General features: G+C 66.7%; 20 protein-coding genes. 13 read left to right on the top strand and 7 right to left on the bottom strand.

Annotated features, from left to right (window positions below):
* Positions 1-36 precede the first annotated feature (36 nt).
* Positions 37-654, bottom strand: a complete 618-nt coding sequence (locus AC23D6_RS16845) for an FMN-dependent NADH-azoreductase (RefSeq protein ID WP_487750356.1) — start codon at positions 652-654, stop codon at positions 37-39.
* A gap of 131 nt (positions 655-785) precedes the next feature.
* Here AC23D6_RS16845 and AC23D6_RS16840 point away from each other — a divergent pair, with 131 nt between their 5' ends.
* From AC23D6_RS16840 to AC23D6_RS16820, 5 genes are all read left to right on the top strand, one after another.
* Positions 786-1,133 carry a winged helix-turn-helix transcriptional regulator gene (locus AC23D6_RS16840; RefSeq protein WP_487750355.1) on the top strand — a complete coding sequence of 116 codons (348 nt, stop codon included), beginning with the start codon at positions 786-788 and terminating at the stop codon, positions 1,131-1,133.
* A 79-nt stretch (positions 1,134-1,212) separates the two neighbouring features.
* The gene (locus AC23D6_RS16835; protein WP_487750354.1) at positions 1,213-1,866 is read left to right on the top strand and encodes a hypothetical protein; all 654 of its coding nucleotides are present in this window, start codon (positions 1,213-1,215) and stop codon (positions 1,864-1,866) included.
* Positions 1,867-1,921: 55 nt separating this feature from the next.
* Positions 1,922-2,275: an FKBP-type peptidyl-prolyl cis-trans isomerase gene (locus AC23D6_RS16830; protein ID WP_487750353.1), complete on the top strand. Its 354-nt coding sequence runs from the start codon at positions 1,922-1,924 to the stop codon at positions 2,273-2,275.
* Positions 2,276-2,500: 225 nt separating this feature from the next.
* Complete coding sequence (locus AC23D6_RS16825) at positions 2,501-2,881, top strand: hypothetical protein (RefSeq protein ID WP_487750352.1); 381 nt, start codon at positions 2,501-2,503, stop codon at positions 2,879-2,881.
* A gap of 151 nt (positions 2,882-3,032) precedes the next feature.
* A complete protein-coding gene (locus AC23D6_RS16820) occupies positions 3,033-3,302 on the top strand; it encodes a DUF2845 domain-containing protein (RefSeq protein ID WP_487750351.1) in 270 nt (89 codons plus the stop codon).
* Between the two features lie 82 nt (positions 3,303-3,384).
* Here AC23D6_RS16820 and AC23D6_RS16815 read toward each other — a convergent pair whose 3' ends face one another.
* Entirely contained in the window at positions 3,385-3,966 is a 582-nt protein-coding gene (locus AC23D6_RS16815) for a pyridoxamine 5'-phosphate oxidase family protein (protein ID WP_487750350.1), read from the bottom strand.
* Between the two features lie 81 nt (positions 3,967-4,047).
* The gene (locus tag AC23D6_RS16810; protein WP_487750349.1) at positions 4,048-5,478 is read right to left on the bottom strand and encodes a M20/M25/M40 family metallo-hydrolase; all 1,431 of its coding nucleotides are present in this window, start codon (positions 5,476-5,478) and stop codon (positions 4,048-4,050) included.
* A 165-nt stretch (positions 5,479-5,643) separates the two neighbouring features.
* Between AC23D6_RS16810 and AC23D6_RS16805 the strand changes: the two genes are divergently transcribed.
* Positions 5,644-5,886, top strand: a complete 243-nt coding sequence (locus tag AC23D6_RS16805; RefSeq protein WP_487750348.1) for a DUF2789 domain-containing protein — start codon at positions 5,644-5,646, stop codon at positions 5,884-5,886.
* Positions 5,887-5,898: 12 nt separating this feature from the next.
* On the opposite strand, the gene AC23D6_RS16800 is transcribed toward AC23D6_RS16805, so the two are convergent.
* Positions 5,899-6,240, bottom strand: coding sequence for a hypothetical protein (locus AC23D6_RS16800; RefSeq protein WP_487750347.1), 342 nt, complete (start codon positions 6,238-6,240; stop codon positions 5,899-5,901).
* Complete coding sequence (locus tag AC23D6_RS16795; RefSeq protein WP_487750346.1) at positions 6,227-6,655, bottom strand: hypothetical protein; 429 nt, start codon at positions 6,653-6,655, stop codon at positions 6,227-6,229. Before AC23D6_RS16795 ends, AC23D6_RS16800 begins: the two co-directional genes overlap by 14 nt.
* Positions 6,656-6,834: 179 nt before the next feature.
* On the opposite strand from AC23D6_RS16795, the gene AC23D6_RS16790 reads away from it, so the two are divergent.
* Together AC23D6_RS16790 and AC23D6_RS16785 are read left to right on the top strand one after the other, a co-directional pair.
* Entirely contained in the window at positions 6,835-7,983 is a 1,149-nt protein-coding gene (locus AC23D6_RS16790; protein ID WP_487750345.1) for a M23 family metallopeptidase, read from the top strand.
* A gap of 400 nt (positions 7,984-8,383) precedes the next feature.
* Complete coding sequence (locus tag AC23D6_RS16785; protein ID WP_487752669.1) at positions 8,384-11,143, top strand: prealbumin-like fold domain-containing protein; 2,760 nt, start codon at positions 8,384-8,386, stop codon at positions 11,141-11,143.
* 276 nt (positions 11,144-11,419) lie between these two features.
* On the opposite strand, the gene AC23D6_RS16780 is transcribed toward AC23D6_RS16785, so the two are convergent.
* Positions 11,420-11,758, bottom strand: a complete 339-nt coding sequence (locus tag AC23D6_RS16780; protein WP_487750344.1) for a hypothetical protein — start codon at positions 11,756-11,758, stop codon at positions 11,420-11,422.
* A gap of 259 nt (positions 11,759-12,017) precedes the next feature.
* Here AC23D6_RS16780 and AC23D6_RS16775 point away from each other — a divergent pair, with 259 nt between their 5' ends.
* Both AC23D6_RS16775 and AC23D6_RS16770 read left to right on the top strand, forming a co-directional pair.
* A complete protein-coding gene (locus AC23D6_RS16775; RefSeq protein WP_487750343.1) occupies positions 12,018-12,413 on the top strand; it encodes a helix-turn-helix domain-containing protein in 396 nt (131 codons plus the stop codon).
* A gap of 74 nt (positions 12,414-12,487) precedes the next feature.
* Positions 12,488-12,688, top strand: coding sequence for a hypothetical protein (locus tag AC23D6_RS16770; RefSeq protein WP_487750342.1), 201 nt, complete (start codon positions 12,488-12,490; stop codon positions 12,686-12,688).
* A 12-nt stretch (positions 12,689-12,700) separates the two neighbouring features.
* Here the strand turns inward: AC23D6_RS16770 and AC23D6_RS16765 are convergent, their stop codons facing one another.
* Positions 12,701-13,087 (bottom strand): DUF6165 family protein, encoded by a 387-nt coding sequence (locus AC23D6_RS16765; RefSeq protein WP_487750341.1) that lies wholly within the window; start codon positions 13,085-13,087, stop codon positions 12,701-12,703.
* Between the two features lie 82 nt (positions 13,088-13,169).
* Between AC23D6_RS16765 and AC23D6_RS16760 the strand changes: the two genes are divergently transcribed.
* From AC23D6_RS16760 to AC23D6_RS16750, 3 genes are all read left to right on the top strand, one after another.
* Positions 13,170-14,453 (top strand): glycoside hydrolase family 2 TIM barrel-domain containing protein, encoded by a 1,284-nt coding sequence (locus AC23D6_RS16760; RefSeq protein WP_487750340.1) that lies wholly within the window; start codon positions 13,170-13,172, stop codon positions 14,451-14,453.
* Between the two features lie 80 nt (positions 14,454-14,533).
* The gene (locus AC23D6_RS16755) at positions 14,534-15,151 is read left to right on the top strand and encodes a hypothetical protein (protein ID WP_487750339.1); all 618 of its coding nucleotides are present in this window, start codon (positions 14,534-14,536) and stop codon (positions 15,149-15,151) included.
* A gap of 22 nt (positions 15,152-15,173) precedes the next feature.
* Positions 15,174-15,623: a hypothetical protein gene (locus AC23D6_RS16750; protein ID WP_487750338.1), complete on the top strand. Its 450-nt coding sequence runs from the start codon at positions 15,174-15,176 to the stop codon at positions 15,621-15,623.
* Positions 15,624-15,656 lie beyond the last annotated feature (33 nt).

Here is a 15,656-nt window from a genome sequence, read left to right as displayed (position 1 = left end):
CCCGAGTGCCGCGCGAATATCCATGCTGCACGGCCATCACGCCGCTTTCAGTTGGGCCGCCTGTGCCAATGCACCGGCCACCGCGTCCCGTGCGTGGTCCGGGCTGAGTTTGACGCCTTCGGCACGCACGACTTCGATGCGGGTTACGCCGAGGAAGTCCAGGAAACTGCGTAGGTAGGACTCGTGGTGCTCGTACGCCGCGACCGGCGAGCCCGCCGCGTAGACATTGCCGCGCGCGGATGCGATGACCACGCGCTTCTCGCCCAGCAAGCCCTGCACGCCCTGTGCGTCGTAGCGAAACGTCTTGCCCGGCACCGCAATCGCATCCAGCCACGCTTTCAACTGGCTGGGCACGCTGAAGTTGTACATCGGTGCGCCGATGACGATGACATCCGCCGCCAGCACCTCGTCCAGCACGCGGTTCACCACGGAAACCTCCGCCTGCAGCGCACTATCCTGCATGGGTACGTCGGCGCCCGCCGCGACGGCCAGCAACGGGCCGGATGCCTGCGGCAGCGGTTGGGCGGCGAGGTCGCGGTAGGTGACGTCGGCGTCCGGGTTGAGCGCGACCAGGCGTTCGACCACCGCCGCGGTCAACGTGCGGCTGACCGAATGGTCGCCGGTAATGCTGGAATCGATATGCAGGATCTTCATGGGGCAAGTGCCTTGCGGGGAAGGAAGTGCGGCCGCATGTCGAACGTCTTCGTGACGCCGCTGCCACCGCGTCGCGAAAATCTAGTGGCGTATAGTCGTGCCAACAAGAAGGATTGATTTGAGTACCAGGTATGCAAAACCATACTGACCACGTATGCGCCGGCATCGCCGACAACATCGATGAAGTGCACGGCGACATCCGGAAGGCCGTGGCCATCTTCGGTGGCAAATGGAAGCTGGAAATCCTGTGGCTGCTGCACCAGCGCATGCACCGTTTCAACGAACTGCGCCGCGCCATTCCCGGCGTCACCCAGCACATGCTGACCGCGCAGCTGCGTGAACTGGAAAGCGACGGGCTGGTGCGCCGCACCCTCTATCCGGAAATCCCCCCGCGTGTGGAATACGAACTCACCGACGAGGCCGCGCGCCTGCACCCGGTGTTCGAAGCGATGCTGGCGTTCATGCGGGGCAGGCGGTAGGCGCGTGCACGGTGGGCCAAGGCCCACGGTGGCGATCCTTGTGTAGCATGAAGGCTCACCCGAACCGTCCGGAGGCGCCATGCGATTCTTCGCCAACGTCGTGATGCTGTGCCTAGCCATGACCCTCGCGCCCGCCGTCAGAGCCACCGCGCAACTGTCCGATCTGTTGATCGTGGACGGCAAGGAATTCGCGCTCAACACCAACCCTCTGGAAACCCAGCTTCAGAAGAAGCAGTGGACTCCACCCAAGGAGGCGTTGATCTCCTCGGCCAACTGGCGGGGCTACCTCGCGACGTGGGAGATCAAGGGCGGCAAGCTGTTCCTGAAGGACGTCAGCATCGCCGTCGTCAATCCCAAGGACGAGCACGATGACATGCGCAAGAGCATCACCGGCGACCTGTACCCCGGCGCGGCCGAGGTCTTCGCCGACTGGTACACCGGCGCACTGATCGTCCCCGACGGCAAGATGACGCGCTATGTGCACATGGGGTACGGCTCCTCCTTCGACCACTACCAGGTCTTCCGCGTGCACGCCGGCAAGGTCGTCGAGCACCTCTCGATGACCGGCGCCGAGTTCGAGACCTACAGGGAAAGGAAGTTCGCGGCCTTCCGCAAGACCGACGCCTACGCAAAGGCGTACGCCGAATTCCGCAAGGAGGCGCCCGACCTCGGCAAGGCGCATGCCGAGGATTTCATCAGGTCGTACTTCGCCGAAACCTACCTGTCGCAGTAGGGCGCGCGCGATAAACTACGCGCCACGACATTCCCTATCACGACAAGGAAACCTCATGGCCTTCACCACCACCGCCTCCGGCCTGCAATTCGAAGACACCCTCGTCGGCAGCGGCGCCGAAGCCAAGTCCGGCCGCAACGTCGTGGTGCACTACACCGGCTGGCTGTACGACAACGGCCAACAGGGCGCCAAGTTCGACTCCAGCAAGGACCGCGGCGAACCCTTCATCTTCGCCCTCGGCGAGGGCATGGTCATCCAGGGCTGGGACGAAGGCGTGCAGGGCATGAAGGTCGGCGGCCAGCGCACCCTCATCATCCCGGCGAACCTGGGCTATGGCGCCCGCGGCGCCGGCGGTGTCATTCCGCCCCACGCCACCCTGAAGTTCGACGTCGAACTGCTGGGCGCCTGAGCGTCATGATCGCGTAGCCCGGATACGCGCAGCGCACCCGGGCGCACCCTGCATGACGCCTCCGCTCGCCGGTTGCAGACGGGCGGAGGTGCTGGGCGACGCAGGCGCCGGGATCGGTGTGCAGGCGGATCGTGTGGCGCTCTGTGGATCATGCGCATCCGATGCCGCGCCGGCCGTCGTAGGAAGAAGACGCAATCCCGCCGGCATCCACTCTCAGGATCTCCCATGCGCCGCGCCCTCGCGCTTGTTCTGCTGCTCGCCGCTTCCGCGTTCGCCCGTGCCACGCCCCTGGATGGCACCTGGCGCGTGGACCTGTCCACGAAGCCCGACACGCCCTACACGCAGCCCATGCAGCTGACGCTCAACGCGGACGGCACGGTGACCGGCAGCTTCTACAACAGCACGATCGAAGCCGGGCGCTGGAAGGAAAGCCGCGGCCGCCTGTGTGCCAGCTTCCGCACCACCGACGGTGTGGGCCCGTACCACACCGCGGTCTGCCTGACGGGCGACACCGCCAGCGGACAGACCTGGGCCGAACATCGCGGCTTCCTGTTCAACTGGAATGCGGTGCGCGAACCGGCGGCCAAGGTCGTGCCGGCGCCTTGAGCGCCGATCACGCCGCCACACACTCCGTTCCCGAGGCTAAGGCAGAGGGGTGCCAGCGGCTGGGCCCCGTCTCACATGCAAGGTACACTTGGCTTGGGGCCGCGTCGCCGTCGGCCGAGGTCCCCTCGTCCACCCAAGGAAAGGAGACGTCATGCGCAAGACCGCACTCGTGATCGCCCTGCTGCTGGCCAGCAGCGCCGCATTGGCAGACAGCTACACCTTCGGCAACCGCGTCGTCACTGATGGCGACAGCATCGGCAAGCTGGTGGAGGTAGCCGGCAAGCCGGACCTCGTCACGCCGATCCAGAACGACTACGGCGGCCAGATCGGCGAGAAGTGGACCTACTTCCGGGACGGCAAGACCGTCGTGTTCACGATCAACCCCAGCGGCAAGATCCTCGGCATCACCGAATCGCGCTGATACCGATCGCGCAAGGTGGGCTGCAGCCCACCTTGCGTCGGCTGCCTGGCGACCCGGACGGTGGACCAAGGCCCACCATGCACTACCGCGCGCGCCGCGCCTCGGCCAACTGTGCTTCCAGTTCCGCGATGCGCTGGTCGCGCTCGGCCAGCGCACGCTGCACGTCTTCGGCCTCGAAGCGGACCGGGATGTACTTCGGGCAATTCCAGTCGAAGGCTTCCACGTGGATCCGCATCTCGCGCTCGGTGCGTCCCGTGCCCGGCGACTCCTCCACCACCAATCGGCCCAGCAGCTTCAATCGGTGGCGGTGTGCGTAGTCGACCAGGATCAGCGCCACGCGGTCGTCCTTGGCCAGGTTGCCCACGCTGATGAACTGCCGGTTGCCCGGTAGATCGGTGAACGACAGCGTCTTCGGATCCACGACGCGCAGGAACCCCGGCTCACCGCCGCGGTGCTGCACGTAGGGCCAGCCGGTTTCCGACACGGTGGCCATGTAGAAACTGCGCTGCGCGTGGATGAAGTCGGCCTCATCCGGCCCGAGTTCGGCATTGCGGATCCCGTCCCCGGATTCGAAGGCGCGCGCATACTGCGCGCGGCTGCCGTCGCGCGCCTGCACATCGCGGACGGCAGGCGTGAAAGCGATATTGGCGAAGGCGTGTCTCATCTCGTGCTCCGATGATGGTGCGAGCCGGCAGGTGCTTGCTGTCCAAGCGCCACGAACGACAGACCCAAGCCTGCCTTGCGGTCACGGCTTGACGAGCACCTGCGCCGGTCCGCCGGTCAATTTTCCGCGGGTCTTCGCGGTCTCGCCGAGATAGGCCAGGGCGAACTGGGCGAACTTGACGCTGTGCTGTGCCGATTCGCCCATCGTCGCCAGCGTGTCCTGGGTGGTGTGGATGTAGGGGAAGCTGCCGCTCGGGCCACCGGCCTCGAACATCATCGCCGCCGGATAGCCCGCGTTCGTCCACGAGGCGTGGTCCGAACACGCGTAGCCGCAGGCGGTGTTGCTGCGGGTCAGGCCCCGCGGCGCCAGGTAGGTATCGAACAGGGTGATGAAGAAGTTCTTCAGCGCCGTGTTGGAATAGTCGCTGATCAACTTCATGTCGGTGACCGCGCCGGCCTTGTAGTTGGTCATGTCCACCTGCAGCACGCTGACCACGTTCACGCCGCTGGCGCGGAACGACTGCGCGATGGCATTCGAGCCGCGCAGGCCGACTTCCTCGGCGGCATAGCCCATGAACTTCACCGTGCGTCGCGGCTGCCATCCGTCGGCCAGGGCGATGCGCAGCGTCTCGGTGAGCGTGGCGATGCCCGAGGCGTCGTCGTCGGCGCCTGGCGCCAGCTGGTTGGGATCGTTGGGGGTGTTGCCGTTGATCGAATCCAGGTGCGCGCCCAACACCACGACCTCATCGGGCAGGTCCCACCCGCGGATGGTGAGGATCACCGACGGCTGCGTGCTGCAGTTGCTGCACGCGGTGAACAGCTCGGTGGTGACGTCCTCGCGGCCGGCGGCGATGGACTGCCAGTGCGTGCGGATCCATTCGGCCGAGGTGCGGCCGTAGGTGCTGGCGAAGTAGCGGTTGCGGTAGCTGGAGAGGTGGTTGATGGTGTCGTAGATGCGCTGCTCCTGCACCTGCGGCAGCCAGCGGTTTACCGTGTCCTGGTTGTCGAGCGTGTAAACGGCGAGCAGCGTCTTCGCCATCGCGTCCTTCGCCCGGCCCTCGCTGACGAAGGCCTCGGCCTGCGCGCGCGTCGGGAACGCGAAGTAGCCGCCACAGCGGTGTTCGTTGACATGGACGTAGCGGCTGATCTCGCCCAGGCGATCGGCGCGCGTTTCGGCAATCAGCACCGGCAGGCCGGCGCTGTCGCGCCGCGCGACGGCATTGCGGGCCATGCCGCGGATGCCCTGGTAGGTCTCGCGCGAGGTCACGATGAAGACCGGCGCGTACGGGTCGGCCTGCACCGGTACTGCCGTTGCGGCCGTGCCGCCGCGAACGGGCGCGGGCGTGTCCACCCGGGAAGCCATGTGCGGCGCATTCCACCGGACCACGGGAACGGCGGCCTGCACCCGCGGGCCGGCCATCGGCTCGACCGGCGCCGCATCCGAGCGCAACAGCGCCACGCTGGCAAACAGGAAGAACAGCGTCGTCATCGGGCCCAGCCAGAACGGTTTCATCGTCGCATCCCCCCGGATGACAGCCTGCAGCATGGCGGCTGCCACGCTACCACTTTCGCGCGCGGGCCTCGCGTGCCAGCGAGGCGCGAAGGGGCTCGACGGGGGCGTTAGCCGACGGCTTCACGCGATCGGGGATAGGCTGGCGTCCTTTCCCGCGAGGCCGCCATGGAACCGACCGTCCACCCTTTCTCCGAACTGTTCGCCCAATTGGGCCTGGCCAACGACCACGCCAGCATCCAGCAGTTCATCGCCACCCACTCGCCCTTGCCCGACGCCATGCGGCTGGAAGAGGCGCCATTCTGGTCGCCCGCACAAGCCCAGCTGCTGCGCGAGGAGCGCCTGGACGACGCCGACTGGGCCATGGTGGTGGACCGCTTGAACGTGGCGCTGCATGCGGGGCCGGAGTGAGCGTGCAGCGGCTCAGTCCTTGTCTTCCACGCCCGCATACCACTCCGCGTAGGGCGTGTTCTTCACCAGGTGCCGGTTGAAGTCTTTCGCCCCGTCGGTCCACCACACCGGGCCACGCTCGCCGAGCTTGACCTTGGCTGCGTCGACGGCGGCACGCGCTTCGCGCAGCGCCACGGTGTCTCCGGTGCGGCCCGCCGTCTTCACCGCGCGCCGCGCCTGCATCAGCTGGTGGACGAGCGCGTCCCGCGCCGCTGCGGGCAGGGACGGATTGGCCGCGCGCCACAGGCGGCCGCGCACGATGAGATAGCGGCCATCCGGCGTGAGCCGGGGCGCCACGGCGTCAGTTCGCGCCAACGCCACCGACCTTCAGCACCACGCGGTAGTCGCCCGGCGACACCGCGCCGTCGCTGCGTGGCCGCGGCTCGAGCGTCTCCAGCCACAGCGTGTAAGCGCCGACGCGGGTCGCGTCCTGCGGGCGCGACTCTCCACCGCCATTCCATGGCAGCGCGACCACGTGAGGTGCCATGCCCGGGCCGGACACCCACACGAATGCATGCGCCTCGCCTGCCCACACGCAGGTGACGTTCGCCGGGCACCGGCTGTCGCGGTAGCCGACGAACTGGACGGACAGGCCGTCCACGTTCGTTGCCTGCTGCCACGCCAGCGCGACCGTCCGTTTCGGGGGTGCCGCGCTGTTGCGCGTTGCCGACGACGGCGTGCAGGCGGTCAGCGCCGCGAGCAGCGCAGCCAGGCAGAAGAATCGCGTCATGGGAAGTCTCCGGGAGAAGGTCGCCAGGCGGTAGTGGAGACCGGGCGGGGTGAGCGCAGTGTAGGCACGTCGCGCCTCCCCTGGATGCGATGGAAGGAGGGAATGCCGCGCCGGAGCGATCAGTCGCATCGCGGCGGCGTGGTTACGATGGGCCTTCCTCGGCCGAGTCGTGCATGCCCATGAGGATGCGTCTCCCCCAGCGCCTGCTTGCCGGCGTGGCCTGTTCGCTGATCGCGCTCGCCGCCCGTGCGCAGGGCCTGCAGGCGTCCTTCGACCTCGGCGTCCCGGTGCCGCCCACGCCGGTGATCGTCGAAGGGCAGACGCGGCTGTTCTACGAACTGCACCTGCGAAACTTCGCGCGGCATGCACTGGATCCGGTGCGCGTCGAGGTGCGCGATGCCACCACCGCCGCGCCACTGGCGGTGTTCGAAGGCGAAGCGCTGGAGCGGCAGTTGGACCGCTCCGGTGTGCAGGGGAACGCGGAGGCGGGCGCGCAGATCGCACCGGGGCGGTGGGGCATCGTCTTCGTCGAACTCGCGTTGCCCACGGGCATGCCGACGCCGCTGGCGCTGACCCATCGCGTCGCGTACCGCGCGCCCGAGGGCGAGGATGTTTTCCATGTCGATGGTCCGGCGGTGCCTGTCGCGCGTGCCATGGCCGTGACGTTGGGGCCGCCGCTGCGGGGCGGGCCCTGGATCGCGATCTACGATCCCGCCTGGGCGCGCGGTCATCGCCGCGTCGTCTATGCGCTCGACGGCCAGGCGCGCACGCCCGGACGTTTCGCCATCGACTGGGTGAAGCTTGATGCGCAGGGCCGCAAGTCATCGCGCGACAGCGGTCGGGTAGCCGATGCCTACAGCCACGGCGAAGCGGTGCTCGCGGTCGCCGATGGCATCGTGGCGAGCGTGCGCAACGACCTGCCGGAACGCCTGCGCCTGGATGAGCGTTCGGACCATGCGCTGGATACCGGCGGCGGCAACACCATCGTGCTCGATCTGGGCGACGGCCGCTTCGCCCACTACGGCCATCTGCGCACGGGCAGTGTGCGCGTCGTGCCCGGTCAGCGCGTGCGCCGCGGCGAAGCGATCGCCGAGGTCGGCTTCACCGGCAGCGCCTCGGCCCCGCAGCTTCATTTCAATCTCTCCGACGGCGCCAGTGCCCTTGGCAGCGAAGGCCTCCCGTTCGCCCTGGACCGCTTCCGCTCCCTGGGCGCCTACGCGCGTATCGACGACGTCGGCCGCGCGCCGTGGACGCCGCGCCGCGGGAGCGGGGAAACGCGCCGCAACGAATTGCCGGCGGGGAACAGCGTGGTGGTGTTCGGGGAGTAGAGTCCTTCCGCTTCAGTGCGCGTCCTCCCGCGCGACAGACGATCTCATATTTGTACGCTGCCACCGGTGGCATGCGATGTCCTCGATTTCACATTTGCGGTCCTTGTGACTTTGATCGCACTTCCGTTGCCCGCCTGTGCCGCCACGTTGCGAAAGGAAGGGCATACGCCGCACGTCGGTGAAGGGGGACACCATGATTCAGAACACTCGTCTTGCTTACGGCGAGGGGCCGTTGCCGTTGGATCACGGGTCCGCGATGGACGGTCTAGCCCGCTGCCCCGTGGTCGTCTCCGGCGACCGCGCGCGTCACCCGCCGGCATCAGTACAGGATTCTGCCGCCCGGGTGGCATCACGCAGGTGCGGCTCCCTGTGGCGTCCTATAGCGTGGCCTGCCTTGCTCGTGGTGCTTTTTGGAGCGTCGCTGCTTTCCGGCGATGCGCTCGCGGTGGAGACCCTGGATTTCGGTACGGCGACAGGCGGCGGAAATTTGCTGGCCACGCCTATGAATACCAATGTCGGCGGCATCACGGTCAACACCAGCGCCAGCCAGTCAGGGGGGCCATGGGACGCGACGCCAACGGTCTCCACCAGCACGGGTGGTCTCAATGGCGTAAACGGCGTCATCTTCATGACGATGGATGCCGCCCTTGGGTCGTCGTTGCCGTGGACGCAGGTGACCTTCAGTTTCTCCCGCCCAGTCACGAATCTCCAGTTCAGCCTCAACGATATCGATGGCGGGCCGCTGCATTCGTGGAATGACCGCGTCGTCATCAATGCGACACCGACCCTGACGCCTAGCGTGTTGTCTCAAGGCGCACAGGTCTCATGGACTCCCTCTACCCGGACCGCGCAGGCCACCGCCAATGCCAACTCAACCAGCGCTGCCAGCGCCCTTCGCCTGGGGTTCGCGCAGCCGGTCACACAGGTCACGGTACGCTACATCGCCGGACCGTCTACCGATGGTTCGGGAAATGGCCCCAACAGCCAGACCATCACCATCGATGACCTGACGTGGGACTCAGGCACAGTAGCCGTGCAGAAACTCACCAGCGTTGGCGTTGGCGGTCCCTTCACTTTTACCCAGACCAATCTGCTCACGACGCCGTCCGGGATTACGACGACGGCGGTGGGCGTGGCGACGCCGGCAAGCGCGGTGGCGCATGAAATAAGCGCTCCTGGCGCCAATGTCTCCCTCACTGAATCCAGCTTGTCCGGATGGGCGCTCACCTCGGCGACGTGCACGGATGCCAACAGTGCAGTCACCGGTAACGTGGGTACGTTCGGCACGCTGTCGGGCAACACGATCACGCTCAATTCCGGGTCGTTGGTGCTCTCCGGCGCAAACATCACCTGCCGTTTCACCAACACCGTCGTGCAGCCGAGCTTCGGGACGTGCGATGGACGGATGTTCCTGGGCACATCGGATGGTGCCGCATCGGACACGCAACTCAACACCATCAACATCGCTGCCAATCCCATCAGTTATTCCACCTTGGGGCCGCCAGGAAGCCCGGCCTATGATGCGATCGGCTACAACCCGCTGGACAACTACATCTACGGCATCGAATACACAGGATTTTCCGGCAACCAGGTCTACCGTATAGGGGCCGACGGTTCCGTCGTCGTCCTGGGCACGCTGTCGTTGAGTACGGGCGGCACATTCCCCGACATCAATGTCGCGGGTGGCGCGTTCTCGCCGTCGGGCGAGTACTACATTTCCTCCCGCTCGACCGATACCCTGTACCGCGTCAACCTGGCGACCCTGGTCGCCACGCCGGTGGTGACGCATGCGCTGCTCGACAGCATCATCGATTTCGCGTTTGTCGGCAGCGACCTTTACGCACCGGTCGGCACAGGACGCGTGGTTCGGATCACCACATCGGGTGTGGTGTCGACGATCGGCGGCGGGGTGATCGGTAGCGGATCACCGTCGGTCTGGGGCTCGCCCAATGGCGGGCTGTATAGCCTTGTGGGCGGCAACATGTACCAGTGGGACCTCACTTGGGGGCAGCGGGTCCTCATCGGCACGGGACCCTCCACCAGTGATGCCGACGGCACGAATTGTCCGTCGGGGAACCTCGTGTTTCCGACCGAGCTTTCGATCACCAAGACCAACACGCCCGCGCAGGACCCCAGCGATCTGAGTGGCGACCTGTATGTGCCGGGAGAGGTGCGGACGTACCGGATCGTGGTCTCGGCGGATGTCGGCTCGCTGGGCGTGCTGGATGCGACGGTCACGGATGCGGTGCCGGCGGGCATCGACCCGGCGACCGTGAGCTGGACGTGCAGCTCCAGTTCGGGTGGGTGGTGTGGCTTTGCCGGCAGTGGAACGGGCGCGCTTAATGACACTGGCGTTGACGTGCCTGCCGGTGGAAGCGTCATTTATATGGTGACGATGACGGTACCGACCGGCTTCAGTGGTGATCTGATCAACACGGCGACGGTGACGGCACCCCCTACTCGCACCGAGACGAACACCAGCAACAACACCGCCACCGACACCGATCCGCGTACGCCGTTGCTGACGATCCGCAAGACCAGCCTCGGCGGCGTGGGCAGCTTTGGCTTCACCGGCACGAATGGGACGGCCACGCAGACGCTGACCACGATCACCGCGGGGACGCCGCAGCCAGGCGCGCGACAGGCGCTGACGGCGGCGTCCACCGCGACCACGATCACCGAGAGCACCTCACCGTCGACCTATCGCGTCACCGATATCACCTGCACCGGCCTCGGTGCCGGCGGCACCGCCACGCCCGACCTGGCCAACCGCAGCGTCGCACTGGACACGGCCGCGACGGCGGCGGGCAGCGATATCGTGTGCACCTTCACCAACACCTTGCAGCAAGCGGATCTGCAGGTTGTGAAGACCGCATCGCCGAACCCGGTGGTATCCGGCGACGTGGTGACCTACACGCTGGTGGTCACCAACAACGGACCGAATGCGGTCACGAACGCGGTGCTGAGCGACGTGGCGTCATCTGGCCAGACGTGCACGGTGGCAGCGACGTGTACGCCCACGGGCGGCGCGACGTGCCCCTCGCCGACCGTGCCGGCGGCCACGCTGCTCGGTGGTGGCATGACGATCCCGAACCTGCCGATGGGCGGACAGGTGACCGTCGCCCTGTCGTGCACAGTCACCGCCAGCGGTACGCCCTAAGGCGTGGATCGCCGTGAGTCGCGGATAATACGGCATGTGGGTTGGCTTATCGGTCTACTCCGCCGAGCTGGCTAGTTCGTACGCGGCACGCGGTTTCGGGTTTGATCTGCGGCTGGATCAACGTTCGCACGTGTGGCGAGAGCTTACTGACCGTACAACGGCCCAGAGAACGCGAAATGGAGCGTCCGGGCCTTCCCCACTCGCTTATGACTTGCGCACGGTTTCCGTTGGAGCGCCACGGAAGCCTCTCTGGCCTCCGTGGCGTGACCAGGCCGCTTACGCCTTCGTGGCGTCGCCAGGCAGGTCGCGGTCCGAGGTGATGGACAGGCCGTCCGGCAGCTCGATGGCGTCGAATTGCGCTTGCACCGTCTGCAGCAGCGCTTTCTGCCGGCCTTCGGACAGCGTCTGTGCCAGGGCGTCGATGGTGGCCAGGACCTGCAGATCGTGCGCAAGTTCCGGCCTGATACCTTCGCCGCCGAACCACGGCGGCTCGCGGCGGGGCGGGAGTTCGAAGAAGCGCTCCACCCAGACGATGATGGGGATGCGGATCCACTTCAGGCAGATCTTGGTGATGGGATGGCGAAGAATGCAGATGTAGCGCCATGCGATGATCATGGTGACCTCCGATGTCGGGCGGGATGTGCCCACCCGGAATGACGCGCTAGGCATCGAGGAGCGGCTAGTAGGCGGCGCCGCCCGTCGGCAACGAGACCGCGCACGATGTCCAGCGACGCTCGCTTCTGCTCGATGTGAGGGTATGGCTTCCACGAATGCGGGCGCGGCGACGGACGGTAAGTCGTGCTGGGCAAGATTGGATTAGCGTGGCTTGCAGGCCAGCATCACTGGCACGAGCGTCGAACAGGGAGGTAAAGCGATGATGACCTTGCCCTTGCGGATCCGTCGCGCGCGCGCCGTCGCGCGCGTCACCCAATCCGAGCTTGCGCGGCGCCTGGACGTGAAGCGCAGCGCGGTCAGCCAATGGGAAAGCGCGCATGGCACTACGCCGAACGTGGCCCACTTGATCCGGATCGCCGTGGAAACCGGCGTTGCCTTCGAATGGCTGGCGACCGGGCGCGGCCCGCTTCGCCTCGACGACGACCCATCAGGTGAGGCGGTCGTGCTGAAGGACTTCGCCCAGGACGCGCTGGAGAGCCGCGGCCTGCACGCGCTGAGCCGTTTGTCGCGACCGAAGAAGCAGGTCGCCGTGACGATCATCGAGCTGCTGAGTGGCGTCGTTACGCCTGCAGGTGAGGATGCGCGGACGCTTTAGCGCCGGTTGTCGGCCCTGACACGACGCACACATGCCGATGGTTAGGCTGGTTTCCCCTGCACCCCGAGCACCCCATGACCCCGAGCACCCGCGAAGACGTCATCCTGCAACTGGACCGCGTGGATACCGCACTGGAGGCGCCGGAAGCCGACAAGGCCGCGATCCTGCGCGAGGCGCTGGACTGGCTGGCGGACCATCCGCCGGAGAAGGCGGCCGACGCGCTGTACTACCGCGAACGACTGGACGTGATCCGCGAACGCCACGGCGCGGCGTGATCACGCGCCGCCTCAGGCCTGGTACTGCTTCTCTTCGATGAAGCGCGAGCCCGCCAGGCGGTTGATGGTGTTCTTCACCTGGATGCGGTCGCCGTTGTGGCGGGCGACCGAACGTGCGAGTTCGATGAAGTCCGCGTCGAAGGCCTGCGCGGCCTCCTTCGCACGCAACGCGTCCTGCACGTCCCACATGCGCTCGTTGATCGCGCGCAACTCGCCCATCAGCGAGGACAACTCGGCCTGTTGGGCCACGAGGGGCGCCCACAGCGCTTCCAGGCCCTCCTTCTCCACCTGCACGTGCGCCCGCTTGCCGGCGTCGTCGATGCGTTCGGCCTTGATCGCGAGGATGGACAGCTTGTCGGCGAGTTCGCCGATGGAAACGGGGATCTGGATAGTGTTCATGCCGGCATTCTAGCGCTGCGCTTCGTGTACGCGCAGTGCATGGCATGATGCGGGCCATCGCGCACCGGCCGGAGGCTTTCGCATGCGTTTTCCGATGATGTTGCTGCTGCTGGCGCTGGCGCCGTGGGCGGGCGCCGCCCCGGCCGATGTCCGCATCACCCAGGAGGAGGGCCGCTACATTCTGCGGGTGGACGGCGCGCCGTTCCGGGTGAAGGGCGCCGGCATGGGCGAGGAGGGTCAGGAAGCGCTGGCCGCGCGCGGTGGCAACTCCTTCCGTACGTGGAGCACGGGCACCGATGTGGCGAAGGTGCGCGCGATGCTGGATCGCGCGCAACGCAACGGGCTCAAGGTCGCGATGGGTATCGAGGTGGGTAACGAGCGCCACGGCTTCGACTACGACGACAGGGCCGCGGTGGCGGCGCAGCACGCGCGCATCCGCGACGAAGTGAATCTCTACAAGGACCATCCCGCGGTGCTGATGTGGGTGGTGGGCAACGAATTGAACCTGCATTACCGCAATCCGAAAGTCTGGAATGCCATCGGTGCGATCGCCGACATGATCCATCGCGAGGACCCGCACCATCCCGTGATGACGACGCTGGCCGGTTTCGACAAGCCGCTCATCGATCTATTGAAGGCGCGCGCTCCGTCACTGGACCTGATCGGCATCCAGCTGTACGGCGACATCGGCGCGTTGCCGGAAAAGCTGAAAACCAGCGGCTGGACAGGGCCGTACGTGGTCACCGAGTGGGGGCCGACAGGTCATTGGGAAAGTCCGCTGACCACGTGGAAGGCGCCGATCGAGGACGATGCCTCGCGCAAGGCGCAGCTGCTGCAGCAGCGCTACGAGCAGGTGATCGCCGCGGACAGCACGCAGGGCCTGGGTTCGTACGTCTTCCTGTGGGGCCACAAGCAGGAGCGCACGCCCACCTGGTATGGCCTGTTCCTGCCGACGGGCGAGAGCACACCGGCGGTGGATGCGATGCAGTACGTGTGGACGGGTGTCTGGCCGAAGAACCGCGCGCCTTCGATCACACCACTGCGCCTGAACGGGCGCATCGCCACGGACAGCGTCACCGTGCGCGCCGGCGCGGAGGCTTCCGCAAAGATCGATGCGCGCGATGCCGAGGGCGATCCGCTGACGTATCGCTGGACCGTCCTGCACGAGAGCACGGCCACCAGCATCGGCGGCGATCGCGAGGACGTGCCGGACACGGTGGAGGTGGCCGCGAAGGACGACGGCCAGGGCGGCGTGCGCTTCAAGGCGCCGAAGAAGCCCGGCGCGTACCGCCTGTTCGTGGAGGTGCTGGACGGGCAGGGACACGCGGCGTACGCCAATCTGCCGTTCCGGGTGAGCGACGAGTGACGGGAGCCCGCATTGCACACCCGCGTCCGGTGCGATGAAATGACGGGACATGCGCCGGGGGGCGCTTCCAAGGGGAACACATGCGGAACTGGATGATCGGCCTGCTCCTGCAGGTGGGGATGGTCGTGTCGGTGTCGGCGCAGGAACAGGCGGCAGCGGCAACGGCGGCAGCGGAAACTGGAACACTGGTCGTGGACGTGAAGACGTTCACCAGCGAGCAGGAGTTGCCCGCCAAGGCCGTGGAGCAGCTGAAAAGCGGCGGACTGGAGTGGGGCGTCCGCGACGGGAAGGTGGTGTTCACGATGGTCGGCAAGCAGTTCATCGACTTTCCCATCAACCACATGACGCGCTACGGCCAGCAGGAGAGCCTGTCGCTCCCCGTCGGCGAGTATCGCGTGACTGGCATCGGGCTGGAGATGCATACGAGTTTCAGCGTGAAGAAAGTGCTGGAGCGCGGAGCGTTCTTCAACGAGGACGTGATCGTGTTCCGCATCGAACCGGGCAAGACCACCACGCTCTCGATCAACCCCGTCATCCGGAAGGATGCGATCTTCGGCAGCACGTTCTACGTGCCGACATTGATGGCCAGCCTGCGTGATGAAACGAACGAGACGACCGCAGTGGCGCTGAATACGCGCGGCCCGGGTTCGATCGCGTGGCCGCAGTACACCGGGCCGCTGAAGTTCGTGGCCAAGTGATGCGGCGCAGGAGGCTGCGGTGATGAACGTCCTGAAGACCGGCTTCTTCGTCGCCGTGGCCGCGCTGGCCGTGTTGGCGGCACGTGAGTATCTGCCCAAGGACGCCTTGCAAGCCGTGACCGCGCGCGTCTCGGGCGCGCCCGTTGCCGATGCCGATGCGCCCAGCCGTCAGGGGTTCATCGATATCCCACTGCCCGATGGCCAGTCGGGGCATCACGTGGTGATCTTCGCGCCGGCGAATTGCTCCTCGGACGCGGCGCAGCGTGCCGAGGCGCTGGCGCGCCGACTGGATGACGCGGGCATTCCCTATACCCGTTCGCAGGACGCCCGTTTCAGCAGCCTGTCCTCGCAGGAGGAGGCGGCCCGGGTGACCTCGGTGATGAACGGCCCCATTCCCGTCGTGTTCGTGCGCAAGCGCGCCCGCGCCAATCCGGACGCCGACGCGGTCGTCGCGGAATACCGCGGCGGCTGAGGCCGCAGCGTTCCATCGACAAGGGTCGACCCG

Source organism: Pseudoxanthomonas sp. G3 (assembly GCF_057654715.1).
This window is presented reverse-complemented; position numbering and strand designations above follow the sequence as displayed.

What these genes read in the sequence shown, in the direction of transcription:
- AC23D6_RS16825 (WP_487750352.1), top strand. Translation starts at nt 2,501, where the DNA reads ATGCGCCGCGCCCTCGCGCTTGTTCTGCTGCTCGCCGCTTCCGCGTTC.
- AC23D6_RS16810 (WP_487750349.1), bottom strand. Translation starts at nt 5,478, where the DNA reads ATGAAACCGTTCTGGCTGGGCCCGATGACGACGCTGTTCTTCCTGTTT.
- AC23D6_RS16755 (WP_487750339.1), top strand. Translation starts at nt 14,534, where the DNA reads ATGCGGAACTGGATGATCGGCCTGCTCCTGCAGGTGGGGATGGTCGTG.
- AC23D6_RS16830 (WP_487750353.1), top strand. Translation starts at nt 1,922, where the DNA reads ATGGCCTTCACCACCACCGCCTCCGGCCTGCAATTCGAAGACACCCTC.
- AC23D6_RS16805 (WP_487750348.1), top strand. Translation starts at nt 5,644, where the DNA reads ATGGAACCGACCGTCCACCCTTTCTCCGAACTGTTCGCCCAATTGGGC.
- AC23D6_RS16750 (WP_487750338.1), top strand. Translation starts at nt 15,174, where the DNA reads ATGAACGTCCTGAAGACCGGCTTCTTCGTCGCCGTGGCCGCGCTGGCC.
- AC23D6_RS16795 (WP_487750346.1), bottom strand. Translation starts at nt 6,655, where the DNA reads ATGACGCGATTCTTCTGCCTGGCTGCGCTGCTCGCGGCGCTGACCGCC.
- AC23D6_RS16760 (WP_487750340.1), top strand. Translation starts at nt 13,170, where the DNA reads ATGCGTTTTCCGATGATGTTGCTGCTGCTGGCGCTGGCGCCGTGGGCG.
- AC23D6_RS16845 (WP_487750356.1), bottom strand. Translation starts at nt 654, where the DNA reads ATGAAGATCCTGCATATCGATTCCAGCATTACCGGCGACCATTCGGTC.
- AC23D6_RS16770 (WP_487750342.1), top strand. Translation starts at nt 12,488, where the DNA reads ATGACCCCGAGCACCCGCGAAGACGTCATCCTGCAACTGGACCGCGTG.
- AC23D6_RS16780 (WP_487750344.1), bottom strand. Translation starts at nt 11,758, where the DNA reads ATGATCATCGCATGGCGCTACATCTGCATTCTTCGCCATCCCATCACC.
- AC23D6_RS16840 (WP_487750355.1), top strand. Translation starts at nt 786, where the DNA reads ATGCAAAACCATACTGACCACGTATGCGCCGGCATCGCCGACAACATC.
- AC23D6_RS16835 (WP_487750354.1), top strand. Translation starts at nt 1,213, where the DNA reads ATGCGATTCTTCGCCAACGTCGTGATGCTGTGCCTAGCCATGACCCTC.
- AC23D6_RS16775 (WP_487750343.1), top strand. Translation starts at nt 12,018, where the DNA reads ATGATGACCTTGCCCTTGCGGATCCGTCGCGCGCGCGCCGTCGCGCGC.
- AC23D6_RS16790 (WP_487750345.1), top strand. Translation starts at nt 6,835, where the DNA reads ATGAGGATGCGTCTCCCCCAGCGCCTGCTTGCCGGCGTGGCCTGTTCG.
- AC23D6_RS16815 (WP_487750350.1), bottom strand. Translation starts at nt 3,966, where the DNA reads ATGAGACACGCCTTCGCCAATATCGCTTTCACGCCTGCCGTCCGCGAT.
- AC23D6_RS16820 (WP_487750351.1), top strand. Translation starts at nt 3,033, where the DNA reads ATGCGCAAGACCGCACTCGTGATCGCCCTGCTGCTGGCCAGCAGCGCC.
- AC23D6_RS16765 (WP_487750341.1), bottom strand. Translation starts at nt 13,087, where the DNA reads ATGAACACTATCCAGATCCCCGTTTCCATCGGCGAACTCGCCGACAAG.